This window comes from Clostridium zeae, from assembly GCF_017312485.1.
GTDB classification, from domain to species: domain Bacteria; phylum Bacillota; class Clostridia; order Clostridiales; family Clostridiaceae; genus Clostridium_AR; species Clostridium_AR zeae.
Window position 1 is genome coordinate 94,821 of sequence record NZ_BMBA01000010.1, and the last position, 17,250, is coordinate 112,070.

General features: G+C 29.4%; 11 protein-coding genes, 1 tRNA gene and 2 pseudogenes. 6 read left to right on the plus strand and 8 right to left on the minus strand.

Features of this window, described 5'->3' with window-relative positions; genetic code table 11:
* Nucleotides 1-177: 177 nt before the first annotated feature.
* The 3 genes and pseudogenes from J3477_RS24070 to J3477_RS24080 form a co-directional block, all read right to left on the minus strand.
* Nucleotides 178-2,505 carry a glycosyltransferase family 39 protein gene (locus J3477_RS24070; RefSeq protein ID WP_206872779.1) on the minus strand — a complete coding sequence of 776 codons (2,328 nt, stop codon included), beginning with the start codon at nucleotides 2,503-2,505 and terminating at the stop codon, nucleotides 178-180.
* Nucleotides 2,506-2,573: 68 nt separating this feature from the next.
* Nucleotides 2,574-2,702, minus strand: a pseudogene (locus J3477_RS24075) (glycosyltransferase); the annotation flags it as partial.
* 295 nt (nucleotides 2,703-2,997) lie between these two features.
* A complete protein-coding gene (locus J3477_RS24080) occupies nucleotides 2,998-3,975 on the minus strand; it encodes a polysaccharide deacetylase family protein (RefSeq protein ID WP_206872780.1) in 978 nt (325 codons plus the stop codon).
* Between the two features lie 497 nt (nucleotides 3,976-4,472).
* Between J3477_RS24080 and J3477_RS24085 the strand changes: the two genes are divergently transcribed.
* Nucleotides 4,473-5,270, plus strand: a complete 798-nt coding sequence (locus J3477_RS24085) for a glycoside hydrolase family 16 protein (RefSeq protein WP_206872781.1) — start codon at nucleotides 4,473-4,475, stop codon at nucleotides 5,268-5,270.
* An 80-nt stretch (nucleotides 5,271-5,350) separates the two neighbouring features.
* On the opposite strand, the gene J3477_RS24090 is transcribed toward J3477_RS24085, so the two are convergent.
* The 3 genes from J3477_RS24090 to J3477_RS24100 all read right to left on the minus strand — a co-directional run bounded on the left by J3477_RS24090 (nucleotide 5,351) and on the right by J3477_RS24100 (nucleotide 8,513).
* A complete protein-coding gene (locus J3477_RS24090; protein ID WP_206872782.1) occupies nucleotides 5,351-6,532 on the minus strand; it encodes a cation diffusion facilitator family transporter in 1,182 nt (393 codons plus the stop codon).
* Nucleotides 6,533-6,809: 277 nt separating this feature from the next.
* The gene (locus J3477_RS24095; protein ID WP_206872783.1) at nucleotides 6,810-7,199 is read right to left on the minus strand and encodes a MerR family transcriptional regulator; all 390 of its coding nucleotides are present in this window, start codon (nucleotides 7,197-7,199) and stop codon (nucleotides 6,810-6,812) included.
* 213 nt (nucleotides 7,200-7,412) lie between these two features.
* Entirely contained in the window at nucleotides 7,413-8,513 is a 1,101-nt protein-coding gene (locus J3477_RS24100) for an acyltransferase family protein (RefSeq protein ID WP_206872784.1), read from the minus strand.
* Between the two features lie 325 nt (nucleotides 8,514-8,838).
* On the opposite strand from J3477_RS24100, the pseudogene J3477_RS26180 reads away from it, so the two are divergent.
* From J3477_RS26180 to J3477_RS24125, 4 genes and pseudogenes are all read left to right on the plus strand, one after another.
* Nucleotides 8,839-9,483: pseudogene (locus J3477_RS26180) on the plus strand (site-specific integrase).
* A 336-nt stretch (nucleotides 9,484-9,819) separates the two neighbouring features.
* Entirely contained in the window at nucleotides 9,820-10,185 is a 366-nt protein-coding gene (locus J3477_RS24115) for a hypothetical protein (RefSeq protein WP_206872787.1), read from the plus strand.
* A 243-nt stretch (nucleotides 10,186-10,428) separates the two neighbouring features.
* Nucleotides 10,429-12,555: a DUF1430 domain-containing protein gene (locus J3477_RS24120; protein ID WP_206872788.1), complete on the plus strand. Its 2,127-nt coding sequence runs from the start codon at nucleotides 10,429-10,431 to the stop codon at nucleotides 12,553-12,555.
* Nucleotides 12,556-12,560: 5 nt separating this feature from the next.
* Nucleotides 12,561-13,196, plus strand: coding sequence for a putative bacteriocin export ABC transporter (locus J3477_RS24125; protein ID WP_206872789.1), 636 nt, complete (start codon nucleotides 12,561-12,563; stop codon nucleotides 13,194-13,196).
* A 257-nt stretch (nucleotides 13,197-13,453) separates the two neighbouring features.
* Here J3477_RS24125 and J3477_RS24130 read toward each other — a convergent pair.
* Nucleotides 13,454-13,530: transfer RNA gene (locus tag J3477_RS24130), tRNA-Arg, on the minus strand.
* Between the two features lie 789 nt (nucleotides 13,531-14,319).
* On the minus strand, nucleotides 14,320-15,579 hold the full coding sequence (locus J3477_RS24135; RefSeq protein WP_206872790.1) for an Nramp family divalent metal transporter: 1,260 nt from the start codon (nucleotides 15,577-15,579) through the stop codon (nucleotides 14,320-14,322).
* Between the two features lie 752 nt (nucleotides 15,580-16,331).
* Here J3477_RS24135 and J3477_RS24140 point away from each other — a divergent pair.
* Nucleotides 16,332-17,207 carry a DegV family protein gene (locus J3477_RS24140; RefSeq protein WP_206872791.1) on the plus strand — a complete coding sequence of 292 codons (876 nt, stop codon included), beginning with the start codon at nucleotides 16,332-16,334 and terminating at the stop codon, nucleotides 17,205-17,207.
* Nucleotides 17,208-17,250 lie beyond the last annotated feature (43 nt).

The following is a 17,250-nucleotide window of genomic DNA, read 5'->3' on the forward strand; positions in this document are numbered from 1 at the left end:
TTATTTTCTACCTTAGATGAAATATTATGTACTTAATCTCAAATTTTTCTAAAATATAGCAGTTGCTTTGAAGGCTTTGATAAAACAAATAACTATTTAAAATTATAAAAGATAACACCTCCTACAGCAGCTATCCCTCTGTAGAAGGTGTTTTATTTATTTCCCAGTAAATATACTTTATTTTGATGATACACTATCTGTATAAGCTTTTAAATCATATAATGCTCCTGAGTTTCCACCAAAACCTCTACCATTTTGTCTAAATTGATCATCTTGCTTAGATGTACTATCAGTTGAAGTATTATTATCACCTGCAGCTTTAGTAGTTCCTGATGGGTCTGATATCGCTGCATCATCTGTAACATTTCCTTGAGTAGAATCACTGTATTCACTTGAGGAAACTAACTTACCATTTTGCTGCACCCAATTCATTATCTCGCTGCTTGATGAATTTCCTCCACCCATTCCTCCAGCCATAACGTATCTTACTTCACCTTTAGCAACTAATTGTTTAAATTGATCTAAAGTTATTGATTTATCATTTCCAAGGAATCCTCCTATGGCCATTACAGGTTCTCCAGTGCTTATTATTATATCTGATGCTGAGTTAGCATTTGATACAACAAGTAAGTACTTTTGATTAGCAGTCTTATTTTTTTCTAGGAAACTAATTAATGCTGAGTCTTTACTATTTCCCATGTTTCCGCCCATTTGGCCTTCACCTGTTGAACTTCCTGATAAAAGTTCTAAGCCTGCTGCTGGGAATGAGTTATTTAAAGGATAAACTAAAGCTGCAGCTGATCCTGCAAAAGGAGTTACCATAAGTCCAGCTACTGCTAAACTTACTATTATCTTTTTAATTTTAAGTATTTTACTATGTCTTTCATTGTTTAATTCATGTTCTAATTCTTTCTTTCCAATATTCATAAGGTTTAATATTAAAAGAATTATGGATGAACCTAAACATAATATTATTACTATTGCTGCTAATATTTTTATAATATTTGATGTGTCAACAAAGTAATATAGCATTAACATTTGAACTAACCCATTAGCTAATAAGGCAACTGGTAAGAACCATGATTTCCATCCACCTTCTTTATAAAGTTGCCACATAGTTGTTATTCCAATTCCAGCTAAAGCTGCAGTTGGTGGTGCTAACATTGTTAAGTAGTATGAATGGAATGTACCTGTATTAAAACTAAAATACACGAATACCGGTAAGAACCACATTCCCCATAAAACTAAAGCTTGTTTTTTATTATTATCCAAACGGAATCTTAGCTTTTCTTTAATTGCTGCTGCTATAAATCCAAATATAGCTAGTGGTATAAACCAAACTATTTGGTCTGAAAGTATATTCTTTGAAAATAATCTTGTAATACTAGATGGTGTTTGAGCTCCAAAGCTACCTGCAAGTCCTGAACTTCCTCCACCCATTTGACCACCGCCGCCTTGCATGTTACCTCCTGGACCAAATCCTCTATCTCCGCTTGGTGGTGCGAATTGACCATTACCACTCGGTGGTGTTTGACCATTTCCTCCAGGTGCCATTTGGTCATTTCCATCTTGTGTATTACTGCCTGTATTGTTTGATGTATTTGAATTTTGATTATTTTGCGTTGTGTTTGAAGTAGAGCCAGTTCCATCTTGCTGTCTTGAAGGACGTTGACCATTTCTGCCAGGCGCTCCACCACCATTACCATTATTATTGCTGCTTAAGCTAATTCTTTCTAGCCCATTATGGCCTACTATAAGTTCCATAACTGTGTTATTTGTACTACTATCAACATATGGCCTGCTGCTTGCTGGTACTAAATCAACAATAAATGCCCATGATAAGGAAACCGCCATTAATATGAAAGTACTTATTATTAAATTTAGTAATCTCTTCTTAATTGTAGTTGCTGTTGAAAGAAGATATGTTATATATAAAGCAGGTGCTATCATATATGCTTGTAGCATCTTTACATTAAAACCTATACCTACTAGAACCATGCTTAGTATAAGATACTTAAGCTTACCATTCTCTGCTGCTACTGTTAATGCCCAGCATGCTAGTAAAAGTACCATAACTAGTGTATTATCAACTGAATTATTTCTGCTTACTGCTACAAAAACCGGTGTTATTGCTAAAGCTAATGCTGATATAAGACCAGCAATGCTTCCAAAAGATCTCTTAACCAAATGATATATTGTTACTACAGCTATTACCCCTGCTAAGGCTTGAGGAAGTATTATACTCCATCCACTAAAGCCAAAAATCTTAGCTGAAATAGCTTGAAGCCAAAATCCTAGAGGTGGCTTATCTATACTTATAAATCCTGCTGGATCAAAAGATACAAAGAAGAAATTTTTAAAACTCATAGTCATACTTTTCGCAGCTGCAGCATAATAAGCATTAGCCGTTCCTTCAATCCCTAAATTACCAAAGTTAAGTACTGCCGATAATATTGTAATTAAAACTAAAGCAATATTTTGTTTAGTAGCTTTTATTTTTTTCATCATTAATCCTCCCTTAATTAACTAGTGCATCTTGTGGGCACTTTTATAATCTATTGTGCTTTCAACTATATAAATATGATTTCATAATTTTCTTCTGTTTTATCCATTACTATTTTTAATCTTCTGTAGCTTTCACCAATAACCAATTCTTCATTGTACAAAGGTACTATAACAGAATAAATAATTTCATTAGTCATCTTAATCCCCCCTACAGTCCATAAGATTTCTTACTTTCCTTTTCTATATTTAGAATTATAAATTCGAATAATCTAACTAATATCAAAACAAAATGTGAAGTTTGTGTGATTAGGCTTCACATCTTTTTAACTTATATAAGTATAAAATCATACATAATAAAAACTGCTCTAAAACAACATAACATTGTCCTAGAGCAGTGCCTATTTATTTAAATTAGTTCATCATAATTATAGATGAACCTCTTCATACTTAAATTTATGCTATTTATCAATTATCTTCTCCAGTATAAAAAACTTACTTTAATGTCCTAAACTCATATCCTTTACTTTTCAAATCACCAATTATATATGGAAGAGCTTCTGCAGTACTCTGCTTACCGTACGTGTCATGCATTAGTAAAACAACCTTTTCCTGACCTACAAAGGTTTGATGATATCTTTTCATAAGCTGATCTTTAGTTTTAGGTCCACCTTCGGCGTCTCCTATTAATGCATTCCAATCTATATATTTATAATTTTTATCTTCAAGCTTCTTATCTATTTCTGATACTGCCTTCCAAGACATATGTCCACCAGGAAATCTTATTACTCTAGAAGCAAAACTTTCACCTAATACACCTTTTAGTATATTATTATTTTGTTCTACTTCAGCCATAAAGCTATTTACATCAACTATCCCATGGGGATAGAGCTTTGAGTAATTATGCGAATAAGTATGATTTGCTATAGCATGTCCTTGCTTATATGTCTCTAAAAGTATATTTTTTGCTTCAGCAGTTTCCTCTAATTGCTTTCCTACTATAAAAAATGTAGCCTTTACATTATTCTCTTTTAAGATATTTAGAATTTTTGGTGTAACAGTGGTAGAAGGTCCATCATCAAAGGTTAAAAATGCAATCTTTTTATTATCTTCTATTCTAATATTCTTTGTTAGAAAATCCTGTATCTTTCCAGAATCAAAACTATTTGAATCTTCATCTACAGAATTAATTATTTCTCCATTATTTTCTTTTTTTATATTGCTATTTTTTGAATTCATATCCGAAGCATCATCATTACTGGAAGACTCATAAACTAAATTAACTAAGTTTTCATTTTTATTTTTTTGTTTTATTTCGATGGATGCTTGTACTATTTTTGTTTTTTCTAAATCACTTTGTGTATACCTATTAGTAATAATTATAGATGAGATCAAAATTAGAACACAAAAAAATACAGCTCTAATTCTGCAAATTAAACTTCTCTTTTTATTGTATCCTTTCTTCTTCTTCAATCTTCAATCCTCCAGCATATAAATAATTACATAGATATCCACTTCATACCTAAACTTATATTTTCTTATATAAAAATATGAGCAATTTTTATAGTTTATTCATCTCTTATTGTTAAAACTAATAAGCACACGATCATAGTGAAGTTATGTGAGCAACATATACCTAATTATTTTTTAATAATTTTAACTTAACCTATGGATTTATTAACACATTATGGTATAATAAGTTTATAAAATTCAAAATATTCAAACACATTCTATTTCTATTCTAAATATACGTAACAATATATCTAATATTAATTACTCCTCATATAAAGTATTTTGTACTTTATCAAATCAATCTAACTTATCTTTTATACTTTTCTCAAGATCTTAGCAGAAAGGAGGGAATTTAGCCTTTACTAATGCCTTATAAATAATGGGCACTCTACAAACTAATCATTCTATCGCTTTTTTTACCAAATCTAATAAAAAAATTAAAATTTAGGGGGATTACTATGTCTAAAATAGGAAAATTTCTTGCTATACCTGCTATACTTGCACTTACCGCATCATTCATGCCTTATGCCAATACAACAACAGCTAAAGCTGCTACTGCTTCAACCTTAGTTTGGAGTGATGAATTTAATGGAACTTCTATCAACACCTCAAACTGGACCTTTGACACAGGTGCAGGCGGTTGGGGAAACAATGAACTTCAATATTATACAAACAGATCTGAAAACGCTAGAGTGTCAAACGGAAACCTTGTCATAGAAGCTAGAAAAGAAAACTATGGTGGCGCAGCTTACACTTCAGCTAGATTAAAAACTCAAGGTCTTAAGAACTGGACTTATGGAAGAATGGAAGCTAGAATAAAGCTACCTCAAGGACAAGGTCTATGGCCTGCATTTTGGATGCTTGGACAGAATATAACTCAATCTGGTGTTGGCTGGCCTAAATGTGGAGAGATCGATATTATGGAACACATAAATCTTGAAAGTGTTATCCATGGTACTATTCACTGGGATAACAATGGTCATGCATACTATGGAAACCCTTCAGGTAATATTGATGTAACTCAATACCATACTTATGCAATCCAATGGGATACTAATTCTATAAAATGGTACGTTGATGGTGTTCAATTCAACGAAGCAAATATAGCTAATAATATAAATGGTACTGATGAATTCCATAAACCATTCTTTATCATATTAAACTTAGCCGTTGGCGGAGACTGGCCAGGAAGCCCTAATTCATCAACTGCTTTCCCTGCACAAATGCTTGTTGACTACGTTAGAGTATATCAATAACATTTAACTAAATAATAAAGCAAAAAGTACCTAGAAGGTAGCCTATCTCTTAAGCTTACCATTCTAGGTACTATTTATTACTAATAAAATTCTCTATCGAAATTAATTATACTTTTATATGCTGGATATAAGTTTTTTATAGAACTTTCTATCTTTCCCTTAACTTCCTTTTCCTTATCTTCACTAAAATAAGGCTTATCCAACACAACATCAAATATAAGCGTTTTTTCTTCACAATCACCAACAACTCTAAAATCATGCATAGATAAGACACCATCTATTTTACTTATACGTTCAAAAACCTTGTTCTTTAGCTTTATGACTTCTGGGCTATCTATTTTCACTGGATCCATGTGTATTGAAAGATATACATTCATTTTATGTCCTATCTCTTTTTCAACCTTATCTATAACATCGTGAATCTCCATTATAGGCACATCATGTGGAACCTCTGCATGTAGAGAAGCTATGTACCTGCCTGGACCATAATTATGAATAACCAAATCATGTACTCCTGTGATTGGCTCATAACTTACTACACTGTTTATTAGATCATCGACAAATTCTTTTTCTGGTGCTGATCCTATTATTGTATTAAGCATTTCTTTTCCAAGCTCAAAACCTGAATGAAGAATAAATAATGATACTATCACCCCTACATATCCATCTATAGGGAAAGATGTAAACCTAGTTATTAGTAATGACAATGTAACCATTGATAAAACTAAAATATCAGTAAAAGATTCTAAAGCTGAAGCCTTTAAAGCCGATGAATTAATCTTGTTACCTATATAGTTAGTAAATCTATTAAGAAAAATCTGTAGTGGCAAAGCGAATGCCATACAAACAAAACTTACTAAATTAAAAGGCACTTCCACTGGATGAAGTATACGTAAAACTGAGCTTCTTATAAACTCAACCCCAACTACAAGTATTGCAGCTGCAAATAAAAGTGCTGTAAGGTATTCTATTCTTCCATATCCAAAAGGATGTTTATCGTCTGCAGGACGATTTGATAACTTAAAACTAACTATGGTAATAAGTGAAGATAATGCATCAGTTAAGTTATGAAAAGCGTCAGCAGTAATAGCTATACTATTAAGGAACAGACCAATAACAAGTTCTAAAATAAGAATTGAAGAATTAATTATAATACCGACTTTTCCTCCAAGTGAACCATAGGATTGTCTGACTTTTTGGGAATTGACATTCTCATAGTCCTTTACAAATCTCTTGATCAAAAAATCAAAGATAAATTTCATTAATACTCACCCCCATTATTATTCTATTGTATATCTTTTGTTTCTTTACATGTAAATTAATAAAAATACAATTACCTAAGCAAAACATACCTAAATATTATAGCATAAAAGTCCACACTTGTTTGGATATTACACTTATGATTATTAATACAACTTCAACTATTAATCCAGATAAAAAATACTTCATAATATCCACCTTAAATAAAATATATTTACATTATATTACAAACATTTAATATAATCACTAACTAAAAATAGCTTAGATTCTCTATCCAAGCTACTCTTCGATACTATTCTCTTCATGCTCATTCTTAATTAGCTGATCATAACGCTGTAATTTTATATTTACAACTTCTAGCAAATCACTATATTTTTTTATTTCTGTCTCAATTATTTCTTTTTGCTCAATTATAATTTCACGCCGCTTTAACAATGTTCCCCTTCCTTGAACAGTAAGTTCTACATAGTTTTTTATATATGAAATGGACATCCCAGTATCTCTCATACAGCCTATAAGCTTGATCCAAATTAAATCGTTATCTGAATAAACTCTTCTTCCACTATAATTACGCTGTAAATATGGTATTAATCCTTCTTTTTCATAATACCTCAAGGTATATTGTGATATATTAAGTTTCTCTGATACCTCTTTTATGGAGTACCCCATGATAAACTCCCCTTTATATTTTGCTTTTTAATTATATGCTGTGATGTTTAACATTATATAAGGTACTATAATAAAAAAACAATATTACCAAATTATAAAAGCTGCTTCTATTCCTTTAGATGCAGCTTTTTAAATATAGTCCTATAAAATTATAAGCTATTTAATATATATTTCTAACTAAAATAATCTTATCTACTCTATTAATTCTTTATGTTATAATCTTAAAGCTTCTTTATTAAATAACGAAAACTTCTTTCCATATCTCATTATCTTTAATTCAAACTTATAATAACTTAACAATGCCAAAATAGATGTTATGATGACTACACTAATCATAACGCATATTTTACCAATAATTCCGTCAGTAAATATATTTAATCTGTTATAGATTCTGACCAATGAATTGTACATCACTGGATGTAAAAGGTATACCCCATATGTAGCCACCCCAAAAAGCTCCAAAAATCCACCTATTAACTTTGGAATATTTGATTCCAATTTATAAAAACCTATAACAATTATAAAACATAATAAGGAAAATATAATTCTCCAAATTGACGTAGATATAATTATTTGGTTTCCACTCAATGGTATAAAGCAGAATAACATTAAAGCAATAAACAATATACAGTTGTTAAAATACTTATTAACTTCTATATCTTTTAAATTATAGTAAATTGCAATTCCTCCAAAGTAAAAGAAGAGGTTATTAAATGGGTTTATATAATTTATCCATTGTGATGCCAAATCAACGTTACTATCAAGAATATTAAATGCATATACAAGTCCAATTATTAAAGAAAAAATGAAGACTAAATTTCCAAGTATCTTTTTCCTATTATACGCCATTATTATAATAGGCGTTATTGCATAATACACCATTTCATTACCTATTGACCAAGCCCCTGTAGCTATATAAGCTTGTGGTTTAATAAATCCAAACACAGTGGTTATATTCGCTATATATAACTTAAATTGACTAATTGTAATATGTCCTCTAGAATCCATAAGTACACTATAAGTGGTAACAACCCATAATAATGGCCATATTCTAAATATACGCCTTATAAAGAAAGTAATTGATGTCTTAGCGTCTTTTATAAATTTATTATATACTATAGCCATACTTAATCCTGACAGGATAAAAAATATCGACACAGCGTAAATACCCAATCTCCCTAACCATGACCCCGAATCTAAAGATGCAATATTCCAATTATAAAGATGATAAAACATTATTGATAATGCTGCCAATCCTCTCAGCCAATCTAGAGATTCTATCCTGCTTTTTGTAGTCACTTTATTTTTTTCCATTATAAGTTCTCCTTGAAACTATTCTGTAGTCTACTATTCTCAATTATAGGTTATTTAATGATACTTATACAATAAAAACTATATATTAAATTATATATTTACTTATATGTAATCTTATCATATAAATAACTATAAAAAAGTCGCTGAAGCCACATATTGTTTTTCTTTTAATAGTTAACTTATCTTATATTTTAAGTCTGTCACACATACTTATCTACAGACTTATAATTTGCTAAATATAAAAAATAAAAGCTTGCAATTAACAATAATTGCAAGCTTCATATCTGGTGCGGCGGAGAGGATTCGAACCCCCGACCAAGAGGAAGTGCAAACATTTTCACTAGTAGAGCAACAAAACTTTTTATATTATTTATATAGTAGTAAGCATAGACTAAGTACTCTTTTCAAGTTTGATTTAAGTACAGGACTAAGACTGGGTGAAATTATTGCACTTAGATGGTGTGATGTAGATTTTATCGATAATAATATTAAGATATCTAGAACTTTTAAAAGGGTCGCAAAACTAAATCCAACTAGTAGTTGTAACAAAACAGAAATCATATTACAACTTCCTAAAACAAAAAATAGCGCTAGGACAGTGCCTTTCCCTTCATCTATGATTTCTGAATTAAATCAGCATAAGAAAAGGTAATTACAAGAAAGGCTCCAAGCTGGTGATGCATATAACGACAATGACTTGGTATTTGCAACCGAACTAGGTAATCCTATTGATGGAAGAAGCCTATCTAGGAGTTTCCATAGGATATTAAAAGCAGCTAATATACCTGATAAAAAGTTTCATTCTCTAAGGCATACTTACGCCACAAGACTATTTGAAAAAGGTGTTTCATTAAAGACTGTTCAAAAGTTGTTAGGTCATAGCAAACTAGAAATCACTGCAAATATATACACTCATGTGCATTTAGAAGAGAAAATTAGAGCTGTAGAGTTATTAAACAATGTACTTTAGTTAAATTAATTAACTATATTGTTTCATTAAGTATATATTATAACCTCTTATCAATATTTACTATTACAAAATCATAATTTATTTAAAACATATTATAATTTTTTAATCTTGTATTCTACCCTTTATAAATATATTTTAATTTCAATTTAAGATATGTAAATAAATAACGATAACCAATGTAACATTTTGGGTATAATCACGTAAAAAGTGTCTTTTTATGGATTGTAAAAAAAATCATTTCTACCTATAAAACGACACTTTCACCCTTAAAAACATGTTATCATTAAGCAGTAAATTGTGCATAATTTGTAAAAAATATAATTTGGCGGAGATAACATGTCAATTAATAAGATTTTTTCTTCACTTGCATTAACTACATTTTTAGTAGGAGGGGCAGCATCTGTATCTGCTTATGCATTTAACGTAGTTGAGTCAAGGACAAGTACTAATCAACAAAACTTAAGCTATTTTACTGATATGCAAGGTTCTGATTTATGGACCAGAGGACTTCGTGATGGTCACAATGGATATTATTTTGCTTATTCATATTATACCAATCTAATACATGATTCAGCAGCATTTGCATATTTGAATAACAATGTTAAATATGATGAAGGTGGTCATAATGAAACAGCAGTAGCAACTACCCAGTCTTTTAATACAACAATGGGTTACAAAGTAATCTGTCAAAGAGGTCAGTAAGTATCATAGTATACCTCATAAAAATTAAAATTATATTTGTTGCAAAGTGATTATTCAGAAGATTTCATAATTTATAATTTGAGTGTGGGCATCTAAGTTACAACTAAACATAATTCCAATAATTTAAAAATAGATACTTTATTTTTAAATTATTGGAGTTTAACTTAATTAGTATATAAAACTTCCTAAAAGTTAGCATATTAATTTTTAGGAAATTTTATAAGTGGGATGGGGGAAGAGAACTTGAAAAAGATTATTACAATTTTACTAATAGTTATTTCAACGTTCTCTTTTTTCATATTGTTTAACAATAAAAAACAAACAGAAGATAGCAATATGGAAAAAGTAGAGCAAAACATAAATAACTCGTATAAAATTTTGATACCTGATGAAATAGGAAACAGAAAGCAAAATGATGTTTATAATGTAATTATAGAAGTTCTGAAGAAACATAATGCTAATATCTATTATTCTAGGATAGGCGCTAATAATAAAGTAATGAAATTTATATATCTTACTAACCTAAATTACTTAGATAATTTTATCATTGAAAATGGGCGATCTTTACATGCTGACGAAATGGAATCTCAGAAATTTTTATCATCAAAAAAGACTAATGATAATAATCAAGTAGGAAAAATAGCCACATTCGACGGCAAGGAAAATTTTGAAATATACACATTAAAAAGTTTAGTTGACTCTAATAATTACTTACTAAGTGGAGACTGCCTTGTACAACTAAACAGTAGTGATAACATAGATTCATTTTTGCAAGATTTATCAAAAGAACTAAAAGTTGATAAAATAGATAAACTAAATAAAGATATTAGCATGGATGGTTATTATTATAATAAAGCAATAATACCTTCATTATACTTTATAATTGCCATATTACTTCTTTATAATATTATAAAATCATACAAAAACTTTGGTATACAAAAGATGTTAGGCTACTCTGGTGTAAGCATTTGGTTAAATGAAGTACTGCACTTACTAATAATACAATGTTTTATATTATTAGTAGTAGATATAGGATTAAGCATTTATTTGTTCCAGAGTTATAATTTATATTATATAGATTTTTTAAAAACCCTTATATTTGATAATCTAAAACAAATATTAATGTTTTTCATTTTTTCATCAATTCCATTTCTTTATATAAACAATATAAAGGTTATAGACATGATTAAAAATATGCTTCCTATAAAACAAATATTAATATTTAATTTCATTGTTAAGGTGATTTTAGTATTACTAATGCTTAATTTAGTAAATCAAGGTATTCAAAATTATACCCGAATAAAGAATGTGTTTAGTGATAACTATAAAAGATGGGATGATACACAAGGATATTACGTAATACCTTCACTAAGCACTTTAAATGCCGATATTGATATGCCAAAGATAAGACAGCAAGAAGTATCTCTTTATCATACAATAAATAAAGAAGGGGCAATTATGGCAGACTTCTATAATTTTTCGCCATCAAAACACAATCTTCTTTTAGAGAATGGTTCTCCTTTATATGCCGCAAATAGGGCAGTTGTGAATCCAAATTACTTGATGGTAAACCCAGTATACGATGAACTTGGTAATTCAATAAATATCAAAGAAGATGAGACAAGCTGTGTATTGCTGATACCCGAAAGTTTTAAAGATTATGAACATGATATTCGCGATTATTACCAAAAGCAACTTTCATCATCTAATATAAAAGATCAAAAAATTAAAATTATATATACTAAATCTAGCCAAAGATTATTTTCATATGAGCTAGATATAAACCCAGATAATGGAAATATGGTAGAAGATCCCATACTCAAAGTTATAACCGAAAAAAATGACGCTAAGAGTGAACGAACCAACATTATAGGTAAAATGGGCAATCCTATAAAAATTAAAGTTCTTAAAGGTTCAAATCCACAAGAATATATAAAATTGAAATTAAAAGAAGTAGGACTCGAAAAATATGTAGATAAGATTTCACCAGTAAATGATGGGATTGCATTTGAGAGTGCAAATGTATATAAGTTATTAAGCTTTATTGTAGGTGGATTACTTGTGTTGATAATTTCTATAACTTTAATCATAACACAAAATATATATTGCTTTTTCGAGCAATATAAAAAACATTTAGCAGTAAGACAGTTTCATGGATATAAAACCATTGATAAATATAAAGAATATTTTATTCTTCTTTCAGCAAGTTGGATACTAACTTTTGCAATTAATATGTATACTACTGTTATGAGCTTACAAGTACGAATAATATCAATTAGCATTTTTATTCTTATAGAATTAATAATAACTATACTAGTAATGAAATTTGTAAGTAAAAGAAAAATTACTAATGTAATAAAAGGGAGTTAAATAATATGGATATAATTAAACTAGAAGGAATAAATAAGATTTACGGAAAGAAGAAAGTCTTAGAAAACTTATCACTAACTATAAAAGAAGGTGAATTTGTAGCTATTACTGGAGAAAGTGGACGAGGAAAAACCACAGTATTGAATCTTATTGGATTACTTGAAGCTCCCGATAGTGGAAATGTAATTATTGATAATATTAGTGCAATAAAACCCAATACACGTAAATCAATGGGAATATTGAGAGAACAAATAAGTTATCTGTTTCAAAACTTTGCATTAATTGATGAAGAAACTGTAAGTTATAATTTGAACTTAGCATTAAGATATGTTAAGGCTTCAAAAAAAGAGAAGACAAAGAAAATTGAAGAAGCTTTACAAATAGTAGGATTGACTGGATATGAAAAGAGAAGAATATATGAATTAAGTGGTGGTGAACAACAAAGAGTCGCTATTGCAAGAATAATTCTTAAACCAAGTAAGATAATATTAGCAGATGAACCTACAGGATCACTTGATGAAAACAATTTAAAAATAGTTTTAAATCTGTTAAGAAAGTTAAATAATGATGGCAAAACTGTTGTTATTGTGACACATGATAAATATCTAGCATCTCAATGTGACAGAGTAATAGATTTATAATTATCTATTACTTTGTCACCAATATAAAAATTAATTTTAAATAAATATTAAAAATACCCTGTAGAAGACATTTTCTTCTACAGGGTATTTCTTGCTATGATGTATAAAATCCTTGCTTTGTTAAAATATAAATATTCTATGTACTGCTAAACAATTATAAATTCATTTGTTGTGTTATAATTGTGTTATTTTATATATTTTCACACTATATTTTTAAAAATAAAAGACCTAGAAATCATTGATATTCCTAGGTTTAGTGGTGCGGCGGAGAGGATTCGAACCCCCGACCAACTGGTTCGTAGCCAGCTACTCTATCCAACTGAGCTACCGCCGCATATTCTTTTTAAACAACACTATAATATTATCATAAAGGATTACATAAATCAATACTAACCTATTGTACGCATTTTATTCAAGTTTTACACAGAAAAAAATTAGAGACCTAATAGTTTATACTATCAACTCTCTATAATATAGTATGACTCTCATGGAACATATATATGCACTGCTTCTAACCTTTAGTATAAAAACTCAAAACTCCAGAGGGATCTTGCGAAGGGGTTCGATAGTCTCTCTAAATTAGAAGTAGTGCATTTTAAGATGAGGACGTATAGCCTGAAACTTGCTCTAAGCTCTTTTGGGTTGTGAAAAGAAGTCTTAGTCATTTATATTTCAAACTAAACATTCCCATCAATATGAAGGCATAAATAAATTACTTCCTATTCCCAAGCTGCCCTTTGCTTTCTGTCATCCTCATGTTTTAGTCCATTGTATATAACGAGACTAAATCTATCTATGAACTCTCAAATAATTCTTGTTGTATACCCATACCCTTTAAACCATAAATTAAATATATAAACTTCCTAGAAAACTACTACAATTAAAATTATATATTAGCTATGTTAACTAGATATTGCAACATAGTTAAAATATATTTACATATATTAACATCAAGTTAATGTATACTTTCTCTCACATAAAAAAGATTGTCTGCAGAGAAAATTCAAAACTTCTCATTACAAACAATCTTTTATAAAAAATAACCCTATGTTATTTTTTAATAAATCTACGAATTTCAAAATCTAAATTAGCATATTAAAAGTTATCTAATTCTTATATAGCTTTAATGAACTATTGTATCTATCAAAAGTGCTATATTTAGCACCGCAACTATTGCACCTATAACCCATAGAACTATATTTTCCCATCTAGTATTCTTGTATTCTCCCATGACCTTCTTTGAAGATGTTAGATATATCTGAGTAAATATTGTTATTGGAAGCTGTACACTTAATAACATTTGTGAATATACTAATCCTTTGAATGGATTTGAAACAAAAAATATTATTATAAGCGCTGGAATTATAGTTACTAACACTCCTACTTTTGTGTGCTTATCATGAATATCGTATGGTTCATCGAATAATCCAGCAAATATCGAAGCTCCGGCCATTCCTGCTGTTACACTTGAGGATATCCCTGCAAAAAGCAAGGCTATTGCAAATATAATAGCGGCAGCATTTCCAAGTAGTGGCTTTAATAGTATTTGAGCTTGCTCTAACTCAGTAACCTGTATATTGTTCACAAAGAATGATACTGCAACAAGTATCATAGCACTATTTATCGCCCATCCAACAATCATTGAAAATAATGTATCCATAAATTCATATTTTAATTGTTTTTCCATTATAGATTTATCTTTAAGATTCCACTGCCTGCTTTGTATTATCTCTGAATGTAAAAATAAGTTATGAGGCATTACTACTGCTCCAAGAACACTCATTATTATAGGAAGAGATCCTGTTGGAAATGATGGTGTAACCCATCCTTTTATAGCTTCTCCCCAGCTTACATCTACAAGATATACTTCAATTATAAAAGCAAGTCCTATTATTGAAACAAATCCAATTATAATTTTCTCAATCTTCTTATATGAATTAGAAAATAACATCCACAATATCACTAAACTTGATATAATAGCTCCAAGCTTTAATGGTATATGAAATAGCATATTCAAAGCTATGGAGGCTCCAAGTATTTCTGCCATAGCTGTTCCAACTGCTGCAAATACCGCTGTACTAGTTATTATTCTAGCTAATACTGGTTTTATATGCTTATTTATAGCTTCTGATATACATAATCCTGTAACTATACCTAGATGAGCTGCATTATGTTGAAGTACTATTAACATAATAGTAGATAATGTAACCATCCATAATAATTTATATCCATAAGAAGAACCTGCCGCTATATTTGAAGCCCAATTTCCTGGGTCTATGAATCCTACTGTTACTAGCATTCCTGGTCCAATATATTTTAAAAAGTCTAGTGCCATATGTTTAGGCTTATGATCTTCTTTTTTTAAAAAATCTAGTATCTTCATCTAATCCCTCCTTACAACTAGCAAATAATAATTATTATTATCTAATAAAACAATATCATACTTTCTCTTTTTAGTCCACAATGTATTAAAACTTGTAATTTTTAAGTGTTACTATTATTTATATGCAATTGTATGTATTAATGATATCACCTTTTAAAATATACATTTATAAATTTGAATTAAGAATGTATTATTTCAGTTTAAAAATATAAATCTTATAGTAAATTAGTATATCCATACATAGCATTAACAACTTGAAAACCTTATTTATTATATCTAATTGCTGCAATAAACTAAATTTTTCTAAATACAATCATAAATAAATGCAATATAATATGCAAATTGTAATCATACTAAAGATGAAACACTTCAATCCGAAGTCTATTTTCAAAACGCCTTTGGGTGCTGAGAGGAGAATTTGAAAATATAAATTTAAATATAAAGTGGTTCATCTATATTAATAGATAGAACTTTAGAATAAAATTTCCACTCACTCTTAGAAAATCAATTAATTTTTGTGTATAATGTATATAAACTAATATTATTTATATCTTTTACTAATTACACTTAGTTATATTTTCCCAATAATTATTGTAATGGTTTATTTTTTACACTAAAATTAATATTAAATATGGATGAAATCCGTACCTTATATTATTAAATTTATTCATATATTTTATTTTATAATTATTTTTATACATCTAAATATAAGGTCTTATGAGATTCACCCTTGATAAAGGAGCGGTTTTAATATGAAAGATTTTGTTATACTCACTGACTCTGGATGCGATCTATCAGCAGAAATCATAAATAAATTTAGTCTTAATTATATAGGCTTAGTCTGCAACTTAAACGGACAAGAATTTGTTGAGGACTTTGGAAAAACTCTCACATATAAAGAGTTCTATGATAATATAAGAAACGGTTTAATGCCTACAACTAGCCAAGTAAACAGTTATAGATTTTATGAGGATTTTGAAAAATTCGTTAAAGATGGTATCCCTGTATTATACATTGGTTTCTCATCTGCTCTAAGTGGTACTTTTAACAGTGGATTAATAGCTAGAAATGAAATACTTGAAAAATATCCTGATGCAGATATATCTGTAGTTGATACTAAAGCAGCTTCAATGGGACATGGACTCCTAGTATATTATGCAGCAAAACTTAAAGAACAAGGAAAGTCAAAAGAAGAGGTTGTACAATGGCTTGAAGAAAACAAACTAAAGCTATGCCATCTATTTACCGTTGATGACCTTAATCACTTAAAAAGAGGTGGTAGAATTTCTCCTACTGCAGCAGCTATAGGAAGCCTCCTAAATATAAAGCCTGTTCTTTATGTTAATGATAGTGGCGAGCTTAAGAATTTTTCGAAAGCTAAAGGAAGTAAAAGAGCTGTTAAAATGCTTTTCGAAAAATTTGAGCAACATATTGTGAATCCTGAAGAACAAACTGTATTTATATCACACAGTGATTATCTTGAAGGTGCAGAGAGCTTGGCTGAAATGATACGAGAAAAATATAAGGTTAAAGAAATTGTAATTAACTACATCGGAACTGTAATAGGTAGCCATACTGGAGTTGGAACAATTGCACTATTCTTCTTAGGAGATCACAGAGAACCTTAAAGTTTTAATTTATCCATATAATAAAAAAGACATAAAAGACTAG

Coding starts and splice junctions, on each gene's coding strand:
- J3477_RS24140 (WP_206872791.1), top strand. CDS start 16,332: ATGAAAGATTTTGTTATACTCACTGACTCTGGATGCGATCTATCAGCA.
- J3477_RS24100 (WP_206872784.1), bottom strand. CDS start 8,513: ATGGAAAAAAATAAAGTGACTACAAAAAGCAGGATAGAATCTCTAGAT.
- J3477_RS24090 (WP_206872782.1), bottom strand. CDS start 6,532: ATGAAATTTATCTTTGATTTTTTGATCAAGAGATTTGTAAAGGACTAT.
- J3477_RS24125 (WP_206872789.1), top strand. CDS start 12,561: ATGGATATAATTAAACTAGAAGGAATAAATAAGATTTACGGAAAGAAG.
- J3477_RS24095 (WP_206872783.1), bottom strand. CDS start 7,199: ATGGGGTACTCCATAAAAGAGGTATCAGAGAAACTTAATATATCACAA.
- J3477_RS24115 (WP_206872787.1), top strand. CDS start 9,820: ATGTCAATTAATAAGATTTTTTCTTCACTTGCATTAACTACATTTTTA.
- J3477_RS24085 (WP_206872781.1), top strand. CDS start 4,473: ATGTCTAAAATAGGAAAATTTCTTGCTATACCTGCTATACTTGCACTT.
- J3477_RS24070 (WP_206872779.1), bottom strand. CDS start 2,505: ATGAAAAAAATAAAAGCTACTAAACAAAATATTGCTTTAGTTTTAATT.
- J3477_RS24135 (WP_206872790.1), bottom strand. CDS start 15,579: ATGAAGATACTAGATTTTTTAAAAAAAGAAGATCATAAGCCTAAACAT.